Here is a 15,485-nt window from a genome sequence, read left to right as displayed (position 1 = left end):
CGGCCCGCCGACCCGGAGGCCGCACGTGACCACGCATGACGTCTTCAACCAGGTCCCCCCGCTCACCGGTCACGACGTGTCCGCGGACGCGGCCCTGCTGGAGGGCCTGGAGCGCGAGGGCGCCGGCTGGTACGCCGGCGACCTGCACCGCCTCGGCACGCTCGCCGGCTCGGAGCGGGCCGCCGAGTGGGGACGGCTGGCCAACGAGTACCCGCCGGTCCTGCGCACCCACGACCGCTACGGCCACCGCGTCGACGAGGTCGAGTTCCACCCCGCCTGGCACGAGCTGATGACCGTCGCCGTCGGCGGCGGCCTGCACGCCGCCCCCTGGGCCGACGCCCGGCCGGGCGCGCACGTGGCCCGGGCGGCCGGGTTCTACGTCTGGAGCCAGGTCGAGGCAGGGCACGGCTGCCCGATCTCCATGACCTACGCCGCCGTCCCGGCGCTGCGCCACGCCCCCGAGCTGGCCGCCGAGTGGGAGCCCCTGCTGGCCTCCCGCGAGTACGACTTCGGGCTCCGGCCGGCCGCGGGCAAGCGCGGCGTGCTGGCCGGAATGGCGATGACCGAGAAGCAGGGCGGCTCCGACGTGCGCGCCGGCACCACCCGGGCCGAGCCCCTGAGTGACGGGACCTACGCCCTCACCGGCCACAAGTGGTTCAACTCCGCCCCGATGTGCGACGTGTTCCTCGTCCTGGCGCAGGCGCCCGGTGGCCTGACCTGTTTCCTGCTCCCCCGCGTGCTGCCCGACGGCACCCGCAACGCCATGCGCCTGATGCGGCTGAAGGACAAGCTGGGCAACAGGTCCAACGCCAGCTCCGAGGTGGAGTACCACGGGGCCGTGGCCTGGCGGGTCGGCGAGGAGGGCCGGGGCGTGCGGACCATCCTGGAGATGGTCAACATGACCCGGCTGGACTGCGTGATCGGCTCGGCCGCCGGCATGCGGTACGGCCTGCGCCAGGCCGTCCACCACGCCGCGCACCGCAGCGCGTTCGGCCGCCGCCTGGTCGAGCAGCCGCTGATGCGCAACGTCCTGGCCGACCTGGCCGTGGAGTCGGAGGCCGCGACCGCGCTGATGACGCGCCTGGCCGGGGCGACCGACCGGGCCGCCGCCGGGGACCCCGCAGAGGCCGCGCTGCGCCGTACCGCGCTGGCCGTCGGCAAGTACTGGGTGTGCAAGCGCGCGCCGGTCCACGCCGCCGAGGCGATGGAGTGCCTGGGCGGCAACGGCTACGTCGAGGACTCGCAGATGCCCCGGCTCTTCCGCGAGTCGCCGCTGAACGGCATCTGGGAGGGCTCGGGGAACGTGGCGGCGCTGGACGTGCTGCGCGCCCTGGGCCGCGAGCCCGGCGCGCTGGAGGCGTTCACGGACGAGGTCGGCCTCGCCGCCGGGGCCGACCGGCGCCTGGACGAGGCCGCCGACCGGCTGCGCAAGTCGCTGGGGGACCTGACGGACATCGAGTCCCGCGCCCGCCGCCTGGCCGAGGACATGGCCCTGGTCCTGCAGGGTTCCCTGCTGGTGCGGCACGCGCCCGCGGCCGTCGCCGACGCCTTCTGCGCCTCCCGGCTGACCGGTGAGGGAGGGCGTGCCCTCGGCACGCTCCCCTCCGGGCTGGACCTCGACGCCGTCATCGGCAGGATCACGCATCCCGGCCCCTGAACGGCGTATGTTCGCTCATGAACAGCTGATCGACCGAAGGGATATCGCCCATGGCGACGACACGTACCGCGACGACCCAGTGGAAGGGCTCCCTGATGGAGGGCTCCGGCACGGTCTCGATGGACTCCTCCGGGGTGGGCACGTTCGACGTGTCCTGGCCCTCCCGCGCCGAGCAGCCGGGCGGCAAGACCTCCCCGGAGGAACTGATCGCGGCCGCCCACTCGGCCTGCTTCTCGATGGCCCTCTCCCACGGCCTGGCCCAGGCGGGCACGGCGCCGCAGTCCGTGGAGACGAAGGCCGACGTGACCTTCCAGCCGGGCGAGGGCATCACCGGGATCGTCATCACCGTCCGCGCCCACGTCCCCGGCATCAGCGCCGAGGACTTCCGGGCCGCGGCCGAGACGGCCAAGGCCAACTGCCCGGTGAGCAAGGCCCTGGCGGGCACCACGATCACCCTCGACGCCGAGCTGCTGGGCTGACCGCCGCACCCGCGCGACCACGCGTGCCCGCTCCGCGGGTGCGCGTGGTCCCGTCCCCGGGCGGCGACGACCCCGTATCCGCACCGTCTCCGCACCACCTCCCGGCGGCCTCCCCGCCACCCCCGCGGTGTCCCCGGGCGCCCCGCCTCCCGGGAGGCCCGGGCGACGAAGCACGACATCCCCCTGCACGCGAAGCCCGACTGGGAGAGAATAGGGACATATGCGCGAAGTCTGGCCGGGAGAGCCGTATCCGCTCGGTGCCACCTGGGATGGTGTGGGCACCTCCTTCACCCTGTTCTCCGAGGTGGCCGAGCGGGTCGAGCTGTGCCTGTTCGACGACGACGGCCGCGAGGAGCGGGTCGACCTGCCCGAGGTGGACGGGTTCGTCTGGCACGGCTACCTGCCGGGCGTCATGCCGGGACAGCGGTACGGCTACCGCGTGCACGGCCCCTACGAGCCCTCCCAGGGGCACCGCTGCAACCCCGCCAAGCTCCTGCTCGACCCCTACGCCAAGGCGGTCGAGGGCGAGCTGGTCTGGGACGAGGCGCTGTTCTCCTACCGGTTCACCGACCCGGCGGCGCGCAACGACTACGACAGCGCCCCCTTCATGCCGAAGAACGTGGTGATCAACCCGTTCTTCGACTGGGGGACCGACCGGCCGCCGCGCACGCCGTACCACCAGACGGTGATCTACGAGGCGCACGTGCGCGGGCTCACCATGCGCCACCCGGCGGTGCCCGAGGAGCAGCGCGGCACCTACGCGGGGCTGGCGCATCCGGCGGTCGTCGACCACCTGCTGGACCTGGGCGCCACGGCCGTGGAGCTGATGCCGGTGCACCAGTTCGTGCCCGAGCACGCGCTGGTGGCCCGGGGGCTGACGAACTACTGGGGCTACAACACCATCGGCTTCTTCGCCCCGCACAACGGCTACGCCGCCGGCGGCCGGCGCGGCCAGCAGGTGCTGGAGTTCAAGGCCATGGTCAAGGCCCTGCACGAGGCGAACATCGAGGTCATCCTCGACGTGGTCTACAACCACACCGCCGAGGGCGACCACATGGGGCCCACGCTCTGCTTCCGCGGCATCGACAACGCCGCGTACTACCGGCTGCACGACGGCGACCGCCGCTACCACCTCGACTACACCGGCTGCGGCAACTCCCTCAACGTCCGCTCCCCGCACGCGCTCCAGCTCATCATGGACTCCCTGCGCTACTGGGTGCTGGAGATGCACGTGGACGGCTTCCGCTTCGACCTGGCCGCCGCGCTCGCCCGCGAGCTGCACGACGTCGACCGGCTGAGCGCCTTCTTCGACCTGATCCAGCAGGACCCGGTGATCTCCCAGGTGAAGCTGATCGCCGAGCCGTGGGACGTGGGGCCGGGCGGCTACCAGGTGGGCAACTTCCCGCCGCTGTGGACCGAGTGGAACGGGAAGTACCGCGACGTCGTCCGGGACTTCTGGCGGGGCAGCGGCTCCGCGCTGCCGGAGTTCGCCTCCCGGCTGACCGGCTCGGCCGACCTGTACGCCACCTCCGGCCGCCGCCCGGTCGCCTCCATCAACTTCGTCACCGCGCACGACGGCTTCACCCTCACCGACCTGGTCTCCTACGAGCGCAAGCACAACGAGGCCAACGGCGAGAACAACCGGGACGGCACCGACGACAACCGGTCGTGGAACTGCGGCGCCGAGGGCCCCGTCGAGGACCCGGCGATCGTGCGGCTCCGCCGCCGCCAGCGGCGCAACTTCCTGGCCACCCTGTTCATCTCCCAGGGCGTGCCGATGCTGGTGGCCGGCGACGAGATCGGCCGGACGCAGGGCGGCAACAACAACGCCTACTGCCAGGACAACGAGGTCTCCTGGATCGACTGGTCGCTGGCCAGGACCGAGGGCGACCTGCTCGACTTCGTCCGGGCCCTGTCGGCGCTCCGGCGCGAGCACCCGGTCTTCCAGCGGCGCCGGTTCTTCCGCGGGCGCGTGGCCCCCGACGGTGCGCGCGACATCGTCTGGCTCACCCCGGCCGGTGCGGAGATGTCGGCCGGGGACTGGCACACCGGCTACGCCAAGTCGCTGACGGTCTTCCTGAACGGCGACGCCATCACCGAGCCCGGCCCGCGCGGCGAGCGCATCGTGGACGACTCGTTCCTGCTGCTGATCAACGGCCACCACGAGGACATGGCCTTCACCCTGCCCGGCGCGCAGTACGGCGCGGCGTGGCGGACGGTGCTGGACACCGCGGACGAGGTCGTGTCGGCCGAGCCCTACTCCGACGAGCCGTGGCCGCCGGAGGCCGTGGTCCGGGTGACCGGCCGCTCGATGCAGATCCTCCGCTGCCCGCGGGCCTGAGGGCGCGTCCCGGCGGGTCCGGCGGGCCCGCGCGCCGGACCCGCGCACCGGTCCCGGCGGGGCTCGTCCGCTCACGTCCGCCGGCGGTTGTGCCAGGGTGGTGGCATGCGCCTGATCCATCCCCGCGTCCCCGCCGTCCCCGAGCCCGCGGCCGAGTCCGCCGGGATCTCCTCAAGGGACGGGGGGGACCTCGACCTCGCCGGCCTCGCCCACGCCTACGCCTATCCCGGCGGCCCCTGGCTGCGGGTCAACATGGTGGCCAGCGCCGACGGCGCGACCTGGCTGGCGGGACTGTCCGGCGGGCTGTCCGGCAAGGGGGACCGGAAGGTCTTCGGGGTGCTGCGCGGGCTGGCCGACGTGATCCTGGCCGGGGCCGAGACGGTCCGCAGCGAGGGGTACGGCCCGGCCCGGCCCCGGGAGTCGTGGCGGGCGCTGCGCGAGGGCCGCCCGGCGGCCCCGGTGATCGCCGTGGTCAGCGGCCGGCTGGAGCTGGACTTCACTTCGCCGCTGTTCACGGAGGCGGAGCCGGGCGCGCGGACGATCGTCGTCACCTGCGGGGCCGCCCCGGCGGACCGGCGCGCGCAGGCCGCCCGGCACGCCGACGTGATCGTGGCCGGGGACGAGCGCGTGGACCTGGCCGCCGCGGTCAAGGCGCTCGCCGAACGGGGCCTGGAGAGGGTGCTGTGCGAGGGCGGGGCGAGGATCAACGGCCAGCTGGCCGCGGCGGGCCTCATCGACGAGCTCTGCCTGACGGTCAGCCCGCTGCTGGTCGGGGGTGGCGCGGTCCGGGTCCTCGACGGGCCGGACGTGCTGACCGGTCTCCGCCTGGTCCACGTCCTGGAGGAGGACGGTTTCCTGTTCACCAGATACGTCCGGTCTTCGTAGCGGATCCACTGGACACCGCCGGAAAGAAGCGATATATCTCGTTTTATGGATAGATCACCCGGCGATGAGCTGCGCGCGGCGGTCGAGGCGCGCCGCGAACTCGGTCCCGAGTTCGAGGACTCCCTGGTCGAGGGTTTCCTGGAGAAGATGGACGCCGAGATCGAGCGGCGGGTGGACCGGCGCGTGGCGGCCCACGCTCCGGCGGTCCGGCCCACCGTGGCGGCCGGACAGCGGCTCGCGCTCGCGATCGTCTCCCTGGGCCTGGGCGTTCCGGCGACGGTGGGCCTCGCCATCGCCCTGGACAACCCCTTCTTCGTGATCGCGGTCATCTGGATCGGCATCGCCGTGGTGAACTCTGTCTTCGCCAGGGCGGGGCAGCCGCCCGCGCCCCACCACGACCCCCAGCGGTAACCCGCCCCTGTCCCGGCGGGCCCGCCGCTCCCGCGTTCCCCCGGACGGAACCGCGGCCCGGTGGATCCGGCGAGTCCCGGCAGGTTAGGGGTGACGGTCCGGTCACACCCCTTACGTGAAACCGAATGCCGTTCTAGAGTCTGCCCATGAGCATCGGGATCACCGAGGAGCACCGGGCCCTCGCCTCCTCCGTCCACGGCTTCGCCGAGCGGAACGTCACCGCGCGCGGCATGGAGCACGAGCCCTTCCGCGTCGCCCTGGCCGCGCAGGGCCTGCTGGGACTGCACCTGCCCGAGGAGCACGGCGGGCAGGGCGGCGGCCTGACCGAGCTGGCCGTCGCGCTGGAGGCCCTGGGGGAGCACTGCACCCCCGGCTCGCACCTGCCCACCGTCCTCGCCTCGGCGGTCATCGCCCGCTCCGGGGTCGCGCACGACCTGCTGGCCCCCCTGGCCTCCGGCGCCCTGACCGCCGCCGTCGCCCTGCCCGGCGGCGCCCGGGCCGCCGCCCCGCAGCCGGCGCGGGCCGCCGAAGACGCCGGGGACGCCGGTCCCGGCGGGTTCCTGACCGCGCTCGGCTCCCCCGGTGCGGACCTCGTCGTCCTGCCGCTCCCCGACGGCAGGTGGGCCGCCCTCGACCGGGCCGACTGCGTGAGCGCGCCGCTGGAGGGCGTCGACCCGACCCGGCCGCTGGCGGCGGTGGCGGCGCGCGCCGTGCCGGAGGACCGGGTCCTCGAGGGGGTGGACTCCGGGCTCGTCGCCTCCCTGGCCGCCGTGCTCCTCGGCGCCGAGGCCTGCGGGGTGGCCGCCTGGGCGGTGGCCACCGCTGCGGACCACGCCAAGGTGCGCGAGCAGTTCGGCCGCCCGATCGGCCAGTTCCAGGGCGTCAAGCACCGGTGCGCCGCGATGCTCGTCGCCCTGGAGCAGGCCAGGGCCGCCGTGTGGGACGCCGCCCGCGCCCTCGACGCCTCCGCCTCCGCCTCCGCGGACACCGTCACGGACGCCGGTGCGGACTCGGGTGCGGACGCCGGCGCGGGCTCCGCACCGGCCGGGGAGCCGTCCGGGGAGACCGCCCTGGCGGTGGCCGTGGCCGGGGTGCTCGCCGCGGACGCCGCCGTGCGGTGCGCGGCGGACGCGATCCAGGTCCTGGGCGGGATCGGCTACACCTACGAGCACGACGCGCACCTCTACTACCGCCGGGCGCTCTCGCTGCGGGCGCTGAGCGGCGACCCCGGCGAGTGGGCCGAGCGGGTCACCGCCCTGGCCTCCACCGGGACGCGCCGGGCGATGGAACCCGACCTGCCGGAGGAGGCCGGGGAGTTCCGCCGGGAGATCCGGGAGGCCGTCGCCTCCCTGACCGCGGAGGAGCCGCTGACCCGGCTGGCCCGCTTCGCCTCGGAGGGCTGGCTCATGCCGTACCTGCCCCGGCCGTGGGGGCGCGCGGCCTCCCCGCTGGAGCAGGTCGTCATCCACCAGGAGTTCCGCGCCGGCGGGGTCGGGCGCCCCAACCTGGGCATCGCCGCCTGGGCCGTGCCGTCCATCGTCCGGTACGGCACGCCGGAGCAGCGGGAGCGCTTCCTGCCGAAGACCTTCACCACCGAGATCAAGTGGTGCCAGCTCTTCAGCGAGCCCGGCGCCGGCTCCGACCTCGCCTCGCTGTCCACCAAGGCCGTACGGGTCGAGGGCGGCTGGTCGCTGAGCGGGCAGAAGATCTGGAACTCCCTGGCCCAGTACGCCGACTGGGGCATCTGCCTGGCCAGGACCGACCCCGACGCCCCCAAGCACGAGGGCATCACCTACTTCCTGGTCGACATGTCCTCCCCCGGCGTCACGGTCCGGCCGCTGAAGGAGATCAACGGGGACGAGATCTTCAACGAGGTCTTCCTCGACGACGTCTTCGTCCCCGACGACCTGGTCGTCGGGCGGGTCGGCCAGGGCTGGCAGGTCGCCCGCGACACCCTCTCCCACGAGCGCGTCGCCCTCGGCGACTCCTGGGGGCCCGGCTCGCAGCACACCGACATGGTCAAGCTGATCGGCAGGCTCGGCGGCCCGGAGGCGCTCCGCCCCGCCGCCGTGGAGCAGGCCGGGCGCCTGTGGGCCGAGGGACAGGCGGTCTCCGCCCTCGGGCTGCGCGTCACCCTCTCCCAGTTGTCCGGGGGCGACTCCGGGACCGCCTCCAGCGTCCGCAAGCTCCTCGGCATGCGCCACTCGCAGGCGATCTCCGAATTCTGCTGGTCGCTCGACCCCGCCTCGCGCTACTGGAACCGGATGGTCCTCGCCACCCGGGCCTTCACCATCGGCGGCGGCACCACCGAGATCCAGCTGAACATCATCGCCGAGCGGGCTCTCGGGCTTCCCCGCGACCCGTGACGGCTCCGGCCGCGCCGTGCTCCGCCTGCTCCCCGGCCGGATGGGCGCGGGCGAGGTGCGCGTAGACGATCGTGTTGCCCCTGTAGCTGTGGGCCGCGTGGTCGAAGACGCCGCCGCAGGTGATCAGGCGGAGCTCGGGGCGGTCGACGTGGCCGTAGACGCGGGCCGTGGGGAAGGCGTCCTTGGTGACGTGCTCGCGCCGGTCCACCACGAAGACCGCCACGGACCCGTCGGTGCGCAGCACCTGGACCTGGTCACCACGCCGGAGCCGGTCGAGGCGGGCGAAGACGGCGGGACCGGTACGGGTGTCGAGATGGCCGGTGATCACGGCGGGCCCGGCCTCGCCCGGGGTGGGTCCGTGGACGTACCAGCCGGCGAGCCCGGGTTCGTCCAGGGGCGGGTTCTCGATGGCGCCTGTCCCGTCGAGGCCGAGCCGCATCAGCGGGGCGGTCACCCCGATCCGCGGGATGTGCAGGGCCGTCGGCGGGGAGGCCGGCATGGGCGGGGCGAACGTGTCGACCAGCGTGCCGCCGGCCTCGACCGGCACGATGGGGCCCTGCGGCAGGGCCGTCCGCACCGCCGGGCGCTGGGCCTCCACCGGGAGGGCTCCCCGTGCTGAGGGGGCCGCGTTCCCCTCCGCGACGATGCGGCCGACGCCCAGCCCGCACAGCAGCAGGCCGAACCCCGCGGCGAGGGCGGCCGCGCCGAGGGCGGGCCGCCGCGCACGCCCCGGCACCGGCTACGCTTCGTCCGGCCGCCGCCACCGCACGGCGATGCCGGTCAGCCCGGCTCCCAGCAGCAGCGCCGCGCCTCCCACGGCGAAGGGCCAGCGGGGCGGCTCCTGGGCGAGACCGCCGCCGCCGGTCTGCGGGGCGCCCTCGGGGATCCTGCGCCGCTCGTCCACCGTGCGGGGGCCGGGGTCGCCCGTCCCGCCCCCTGGGGCGGCGCCGCCCGGACCGCCGCCGGGCAGAGTGCCGGAGGTGGCCGAGATGCCGCCCGGCGTCTCCTTCTCCGGGAGCTCCCCCTTGCCGGAGCCCTTGTCAGAGCCCTTGCCGGAGCCCTCGCCGGGCCCCTCGCCGGGCCCCTCGCCGGGCGCCCCCTTCTCCGGCCACACGTCGCCCGCGTCACCCTTGTCGGCGCCGTCCTTGCCCGTGCCGTCCTTGCCCGTGCCGTCCTTGTCGGCGACGTCCTTGTCGGCGACGGACGCCTCGGACCAGGTCGAGCCGGCGCCCGACCCGTTCGCCCACGACCCGCCCTGCGCGCTCGACGCACCGCCCCCGCCGTGCGTGCCCGCGTCGCCGTACGCCGCCGGGGTCCCCGTCGCGCCCCCGCACGGCGGCAGGACCGTCTCACACCTCACGGCCGGGGCGTTCCCGTCCCTCGGCGACGCCTGCGCGGTGGACATGCCGATCCCCGCCAGCACGCAGACGCCTCCGAGTGAGAACGCCGCCGCCGCACCTACCACCGCGAAACCACGCACTCCCGCGATACCCGCCACAGCTCTCCCCCGGTGCCGATGTGTCCGCGTGCTCTGATGCACGGCTGAGCTTCGCGACCATTGGAGCAGGAGACAAGCGGGGCGACCGGGGAAGGGACGATCGCTTACCCGGGGCCGGAACAGTCTTTGCCGGGTCCGCCGTTTCAACCGGCCGGACCGGTCCACCGGGTACGGCGGAGCCGGTCCGCCGGAGGGGACGGGTCCGTCCCGGAGTCACCGCGGCGGCGGGACCGGGCTCTCGACGGGACGGACCACGGCCATCCGTCGCTCTCCGGTCCGGGCGCTGGCGCGCCACCCGGCCGGCGGCCTCCCGGCCGTCCCGTTGGTCCTCGCGACGGCCGGACAGATGACCTCATCCCTTATCTGGAAGGTGAAAACCCCCCACATCTGCAGAGACGCCGGATGAGGCGTCCCAGGATGCTCCACCCGCCAAGATTTTTCTCCCTTCCAGGGAGGTCGCGTAGAGTCAGGGGCATGGACAAGGTGGTCAAGAGCGAGGCCGAGTGGCGCGCGCAGCTCTCTCCCGAGGAGTACCACGTGCTCCGCGAGGCGGGCACCGAGCGCCCCTTCACCGGTGAGTACGTCGACGCCAAGACCGTCGGCGTCTACCGCTGCCGCGCCTGCGGCACCGAGCTGTTCCGGTCGGAGACCAAGTTCGAGAGCCACTGCGGCTGGCCCAGTTTCTACGAGCCCTCCGAGTCGGACGCGGTCACCCTGATCGAGGACCGCTCCCTGGGCATGGTCCGGACCGAGGTCCGCTGCGCCCGCTGCGACTCCCACCTGGGCCACGTGTTCCACGGCGAGGGCTACGGCACGCCCACCGACGACCGCTACTGCATCAACTCCGTCTCGCTGAGGCTGGAGCCGGCCGAGTAGGCACGGGTCCGGCCCGCTCCTGCCGGACCCGCCCGTGAGAGCCCGCATTCGCCCGCGCTCCGCCCGCGCGGCAGAGTGACGGCACGCTCCAGCACGGGTAAAACAACTACACAGAGTGCGTGAAGATCCTCTCGCTGTGATCTTTCAAGGAGCCCCCGTGCATCTCCGCCACAGGTGGGAGATCATCGAGACCATCGGCAGAGTGGTCACCCAGCGCTGCGCCGTGTGCGGAAAGACCCGCGTCAGAGTACGGTGACCTCCCCGCGGGCGGGTCCGCGGAGGTCACGCCGCCGGCGGGATCACCCTCCCGGCTCGGGATGGGTGACCCGGCAGCTCGAGTCGTCCGGGCCGAGCACGTTGGCGAGCACGGGGTTGCCGTTCTCCCCGAACCTCCCCTGCACGAAGACCACGGGGTTCTCCTCGCCGAGTTCCTCGGTGAGATAGTCCAGGCCCGTCTCACAGAGCCTGAGCGCCTGCCGGGAGTCGTCCGCGGACTCCGGCAGGTCCGTGTAGATCCGCAGATAGCCCCCGGTCGTGCGGATGTCCTTCACCCGGTCCATCGCCCCGCTCCGCTGGAAGTAGGCGATCGCCCGGCCGTCGGTGTACCTCGACCGGCCGGACGCCCTGGTCTCCTTCTCCCCGGTCTCCTTCTCCCCGCCGCCGGACGCCCCGGTCTCCTTCTCGTCACCGGACGCCCCGGTCTCCTCGTCACCGGACGCCCCGGTCCCCGGACCGGTCACCGGGCCGACGACGCCGGGCCCGTCCCCGGTATCCCTCCCCGCCCCGGGAGCCGCGGCGCCGGGCTCGGCCGCCCCGGACCTGCCCGTCCGGCCCTGCCTCGCGCTCCCGGTGGTCTCCCTGGCCCCGGAGCCGCCGGGGGCGGGGGTCCGCCGGGCGCCGGAGCCCGTGCCGTCGAACTCGGCGGTCACCATCGGGGAGCGCCGTCCTCCCTCCGGCGGAGGGGAGGGCGCCGTGCCGGGCGCCCCCTCCCGCAGGAGCGGCGCCGCCTCCGGCATGCCCGCACCCACCGGCCCGGCGGCCCGGGCGGCCGGGGCCCGTTCGGCCCCGGACCTCGCGCCCATCGCCGTGATCCCGGCGACCCCCGCGGCCGCGACCGCGAGCGCCGCGGCGCCGACGTACAGCTCGAACGCGCGTGAGCGGGCCCTCTTCCTGCGATGCCCGCCCCGACGTCGCCCGGAACGCACCAGACCTTCGCCTCTCGTCATCTCGCCCCTCACAGCGCCCTCGCAGCGCTCTGGGAGGGACCCTTCACAGGACAGGAGATTTTTCCCGAGTATGACAAAGATTTGACGCAGGGCCACCTGTTTCGGAAAGGCCTTTGCCTTCTACGGCAACGCGGCGACCAGCTCGCTCACGGGCTTGCGGACACCGGTGTAGAAGGGGACCTCCAGCCGCGTGTGCCGCCGCGCCTCGGCCCCGCGCAGGGTGCGCATCAGGTCGACGATGCGGTGCAGCTCGTCGGCCTCGAAGGCGAGCATCCACTCGTAGTCGTTCAGCGCGAAGGAGGAGACGGTGTTCGCCCGGACGTCGGGGTAGTCGCGGGCCATCATGCCGTGCTCGGCGAGCATCCGGCGGCGGTCGGTCTCGGGCAGGAGGTACCACTCCAGGGAGCGGACGAACGGGTACACGCACACGTAGCCGCGCGGCTCCTCCTCGGCGAGGAACGCCGGGATGTGCGACTTGTTGAACTCCGCCGGGCGGTGCAGCGCCATCGCCGACCAGACCGGCGCGGTCAGCCGCCCCAGGTCGGTGCGGCGGAAGCGCGAGTAGGCCTCCTGCAGGTCCTCGGCGGTCGGCGCGTGCCACCAGAACATGAGGTCGGCGTCGGCCCGGAAACCGGCGACGTCGTAGACGCCGCGGGTCACGACGTCCTTCTCGGCCAGCTGGACCAGCAGGTCCTCGACCTCGCCGGCCACCGCCTCCCGGTTGCCCGGGCAGGCGTCGGTCAGCCGGAAGACCGACCACATCGTGTAGCGGATCACCTGGTTCAGGTCACGCGCCTTGGGCCGCTGGTTGGCGTCCGTCGTTCTCACCCTCTCGTGAAGAGTTCGGCATCCCCCGCACCCCAAATCTATCGGCGCGGGGGACCGGTCCCGTCCCCGGCGGTCTCCTCACCCGGGCCCCGGAGGGCTCAGAGAGCCCAAGGGGCTCGGCTCAGGGGCCAGGGGCTCGGCTCAGGCCACCGAGGAGCCGCTCTCGCGGGAGGCCAGATGGTCCAGGACCCGGGCCGCCGCCGTACGCGCGGTGGCGATGCAGGCCGGGATGCCCACGCCGTCGTAGGCGGCGCCGCACAGGGCCAGGCCCGGCTGCTCGGCGACCGCGGCGCGGATGCGGGCGATCCGGTCCAGGTGGCCGACGTTGTACTGCGGCAGGGAGCCTCCCCAGCGGGTCACCCGGGAGTCGAGGGGCAGCCCGCGCACCCCCAGGATCTCGGCCGTCTCGGCCATGGCGAGGGCGACCAGCTCGGCGTCGTCGCGCTGGAGCACCGCCTCCTCGCCGAGCCGCCCGATCGAACAGCGCAGCAGGACCAGGTTGGGGTCGGCCTCGGCCAGATGCGGCCACTTGACCGAGCTGAACGTCGCGGCCTTGACCTGGCGCCCCTCGACCGGCGGGACGAGGTAGCCGGTCCCGGAGGGCGCCTGCGGGAACGCCGCCCTCGGGTAGGCCAGGGTGACGATGGCCATGCTGGCGTACTCGATCCTGGCCAGCTCCGCCGCGGCCCTGGGCACCTCGTCGGCGAGCATCCGGCCCGCCGCGGTCGCCGGTGCGGCGACGACCACCGCGTCGGCCTCGACGATCTCCGGCTCGGGCACCGGCCCGGTGACCAGTCTCCAGCCGCTCCCGGCCCGGCGCAGCTCACGGACCGTCACCCCGGTCCGGATCTCCGCGCCGGAGGCGGCGGCGACGGCCTCGGGCAGGCCGCCCATGCCCTGGCGCAGGGTGGCGAAGACGGGCCCGGCGTCCTTGGGCGCCTCCGCGCCGAGCCTGCGGGCGGCGGCGAGCAGCGAGCGCTCGGAGCGTGCGACGGCGGCGATCCTCGGCATCGTCGCGTCGAGGGAGAGCGCCTCCGCCCGGCCCGCGTAGACGCCGCCGAGGAGCGGCTCGACCAGCCGGTCGACCACCTCGCTCCCCATCCGGGCGCGGACGTAGGCGGCCACCGAGACGTCGGTGGTGACGAGGGTGGGCGGCAGGACCTGGTCCAGCGGCACCCGGGCGAGGCCCGCGGGGGTGAGCACACCCGACCTGGCCAGTGAGAGCAGGTCGCCCGGGACCCCCATGATCTGCCCCTTCGGCATGGGACGCAGCCTGCCGCCGACCAGCAGGCTCGCCTGGGCGTCCCCGGGATGCCTCAGCTCCTCGGCCAGCCCGACCGCCCGGGCCAGGTCCCTGCCCTCGGGCCGGCGCACGAGCATCGCCTCGGCCCCGGCGTCGACCGGGACCCCGGCCACCTCGCTCGCGTGGAGCTTGCCGCCGATCCCCCGGGCGCTCTCCAGGACGGTCACCCGCAGGTCCGCGTCACCCTGCCGCAAGTGCCACGCCGCGGCCAGACCGGCGATCCCGCCGCCGACCACCACCACATGGCTCCGCTTCCCTTCCATGACTCCTGACCGTACCGCCCCCGCGGGCCCGTCCGTATCGTGCCCCGCCCCGGCCGGGCGGAGAACGTGACGCCATCGTGACCCCGTCCGCAGAACCCGCCCCGGAAAGCCGCCGTCTCCCAGAGCATGACCACATTCCGGTACGGCCCGCGCCTGGCGATCCCCCTCGTGGGCCTGACAGTGTTCACGGCGGCCTGCGGCGGCTCCGGGAGCGCGGGCGACGGCGCCGCCCCGGAGGCGGCCCCGGCCGCCTCCGCCCCGGCGGGCGGCTCCGGCGAGGCGGGGTTCGACCGGGCCCCGGCCCCCGCCGAGGCCCCGGCGGAGGCCGGGGACGGCGAGCGGCGGACCGAGCGGGTGAAGGCGGTCCCGACCGAGCGGGCCATCGTCTACACCGGGGAGATGACGGTGCGCGTCAAGGACGTCGCCGTCGCGTCCGAGGCGGCCAAGCGGATCGCCGGTTCGGCCGGCGGCTATCTCGCCCAGGAGCGCTCGGACGCCTTCCGCGGCGGCGAGGCCTCCTCCACCATCGTCTTCAAGATCCCGCCGGCGGGCTATTCCCGCGTCGTCGACCGGCTCGGCAAGGAGCTGGGCGAGCGGGAGTCGCTCCAGCAGAACACCGAGGACGTGACCGAGGAGGTCGCCGACGTCGAGAGCCGGCTGAAGTCGGCGGAGTCCGCGCTGGACTCGCTGCGCACGCTGCTGAAGCGGGCCGAGACGATCGGCCAGGTGCTCGAGGTCGAGCGGGAGATCGCGAACCGTGAGGCGGAGCTCGAGTCGCTCCAGGCCCGGCAGCGGAAGCTGGCCTCGCTGACCGGCATGGCGACGCTGACCCTGAACCTGATCGGCCCGGCGGCCGAGGCGCCCGAGCCTCCGGAGGAGGAGACCGGCGGCTTCCTCAGCGGTCTGAAGGCGGGCTGGGACGCCTTCGTCACCGCCGTGCGGATCGGCCTGACGCTCCTCGGGGTGCTGCTCCCCTGGCTGCTGGTGATCGCTCCGCTCTGGGCGGCGGCGGCCCTCTGGCGCCGGAGGCGGCGCCGGACCGCGGTCCCGTCCCCGTCCGCCCCGGGCGGCGTGCCCGGGTCCGGCACGCCGGAGCCGGCTTCCGGCTCCGGCGTGATCCCCGGGCTCGGCCCCGTCTCCGGCCCAGGCTCCGGTCCCGACGTGGCGCCCGGTCCCGACGTGGCGCCCGGTCCCGGCACCGCGCACGGCCCTGGACGCGGCCCCGCGCACAGGCCCGAGGACGGCCCCGCGCACGGCGCCTCGGCGCAGTGATCGGCCCAGTGATCGGCCCGGTGATCGGCCCAGTGATCGGCCCGGTGATCGGCCCAGTGATCGGCCCGGTGAGGGGCGGG

At 74.5% G+C, this 15,485-nt stretch carries 13 protein-coding genes; 8 read left to right on the top strand and 5 right to left on the bottom strand.

The annotated features are described in order from the left end of the window. The first annotated feature begins 25 nt into the window (after positions 1 to 25). The 6 genes from ACFOWE_RS33310 (at position 26) to ACFOWE_RS33285 (ending at position 8,139) form a co-directional block, all read left to right on the top strand. A complete protein-coding gene (locus ACFOWE_RS33310; protein WP_377294970.1) occupies positions 26 to 1,657 on the top strand; it encodes an isovaleryl-CoA dehydrogenase in 1,632 nt (543 codons plus the stop codon). A gap of 50 nt (positions 1,658 to 1,707) precedes the next feature. Next, positions 1,708 to 2,136, top strand: a complete 429-nt coding sequence (locus ACFOWE_RS33305) for an OsmC family protein (RefSeq protein WP_377294968.1) — start codon at positions 1,708 to 1,710, stop codon at positions 2,134 to 2,136. A 220-nt stretch (positions 2,137 to 2,356) separates the two neighbouring features. Continuing rightward, positions 2,357 to 4,477: a glycogen debranching protein GlgX gene (glgX, locus tag ACFOWE_RS33300; protein ID WP_377294966.1), complete on the top strand. Its 2,121-nt coding sequence runs from the start codon at positions 2,357 to 2,359 to the stop codon at positions 4,475 to 4,477. Between the two features lie 105 nt (positions 4,478 to 4,582). After that, positions 4,583 to 5,362 carry a pyrimidine reductase family protein gene (locus ACFOWE_RS33295; protein WP_377294964.1) on the top strand — a complete coding sequence of 260 codons (780 nt, stop codon included), beginning with the start codon at positions 4,583 to 4,585 and terminating at the stop codon, positions 5,360 to 5,362. A 45-nt stretch (positions 5,363 to 5,407) separates the two neighbouring features. Further along, positions 5,408 to 5,773: a hypothetical protein gene (locus ACFOWE_RS33290; RefSeq protein WP_377294962.1), complete on the top strand. Its 366-nt coding sequence runs from the start codon at positions 5,408 to 5,410 to the stop codon at positions 5,771 to 5,773. A gap of 146 nt (positions 5,774 to 5,919) precedes the next feature. Next, the gene (locus ACFOWE_RS33285; RefSeq protein ID WP_377294960.1) at positions 5,920 to 8,139 is read left to right on the top strand and encodes an acyl-CoA dehydrogenase; all 2,220 of its coding nucleotides are present in this window, start codon (positions 5,920 to 5,922) and stop codon (positions 8,137 to 8,139) included. Here ACFOWE_RS33285 and ACFOWE_RS33280 read toward each other — a convergent pair. Together ACFOWE_RS33280 and ACFOWE_RS33275 are read right to left on the bottom strand one after the other, a co-directional pair. Then, a complete protein-coding gene (locus ACFOWE_RS33280) occupies positions 8,099 to 8,875 on the bottom strand; it encodes a class F sortase (protein WP_377294958.1) in 777 nt (258 codons plus the stop codon). The genes ACFOWE_RS33285 and ACFOWE_RS33280 overlap by 41 nt on opposite strands. A 3-nt stretch (positions 8,876 to 8,878) precedes the next feature. After that, positions 8,879 to 9,604, bottom strand: a complete 726-nt coding sequence (locus ACFOWE_RS33275; protein ID WP_377294956.1) for a hypothetical protein — start codon at positions 9,602 to 9,604, stop codon at positions 8,879 to 8,881. 507 nt (positions 9,605 to 10,111) lie between these two features. Between ACFOWE_RS33275 and msrB the strand changes: the two genes are divergently transcribed. Next, the gene (gene msrB / locus ACFOWE_RS33270; protein WP_377294954.1) at positions 10,112 to 10,513 is read left to right on the top strand and encodes a peptide-methionine (R)-S-oxide reductase MsrB; all 402 of its coding nucleotides are present in this window, start codon (positions 10,112 to 10,114) and stop codon (positions 10,511 to 10,513) included. Between the two features lie 299 nt (positions 10,514 to 10,812). Here the strand turns inward: msrB and ACFOWE_RS33265 are convergent, their stop codons facing one another. The 3 genes from ACFOWE_RS33265 to hemG form a co-directional block, all read right to left on the bottom strand. After that, positions 10,813 to 11,739: a hypothetical protein gene (locus ACFOWE_RS33265; protein WP_377294952.1), complete on the bottom strand. Its 927-nt coding sequence runs from the start codon at positions 11,737 to 11,739 to the stop codon at positions 10,813 to 10,815. A 120-nt stretch (positions 11,740 to 11,859) separates the two neighbouring features. Further along, positions 11,860 to 12,567, bottom strand: coding sequence for a hydrogen peroxide-dependent heme synthase (gene hemQ, locus ACFOWE_RS33260; protein ID WP_377294950.1), 708 nt, complete (start codon positions 12,565 to 12,567; stop codon positions 11,860 to 11,862). A gap of 141 nt (positions 12,568 to 12,708) precedes the next feature. Then, positions 12,709 to 14,133, bottom strand: a complete 1,425-nt coding sequence (gene hemG, locus ACFOWE_RS33255; RefSeq protein WP_377294948.1) for a protoporphyrinogen oxidase — start codon at positions 14,131 to 14,133, stop codon at positions 12,709 to 12,711. A 126-nt stretch (positions 14,134 to 14,259) separates the two neighbouring features. Between hemG and ACFOWE_RS33250 the strand changes: the two genes are divergently transcribed. Next, the gene (locus ACFOWE_RS33250) at positions 14,260 to 15,405 is read left to right on the top strand and encodes a DUF4349 domain-containing protein (RefSeq protein ID WP_377294946.1); all 1,146 of its coding nucleotides are present in this window, start codon (positions 14,260 to 14,262) and stop codon (positions 15,403 to 15,405) included. The last annotated feature ends 80 nt before the right edge of the window (positions 15,406 to 15,485 follow it).

Origin of the sequence: Planomonospora corallina, from assembly GCF_042650625.1 — a bacterium.
Taxonomy (GTDB): Bacteria; Actinomycetota; Actinomycetes; order Streptosporangiales; family Streptosporangiaceae; genus Planomonospora_B; species Planomonospora_B corallina.
Note: the sequence above shows the minus strand (reverse complement) of the source record. Positions and strands in the feature narration are given on the sequence as shown.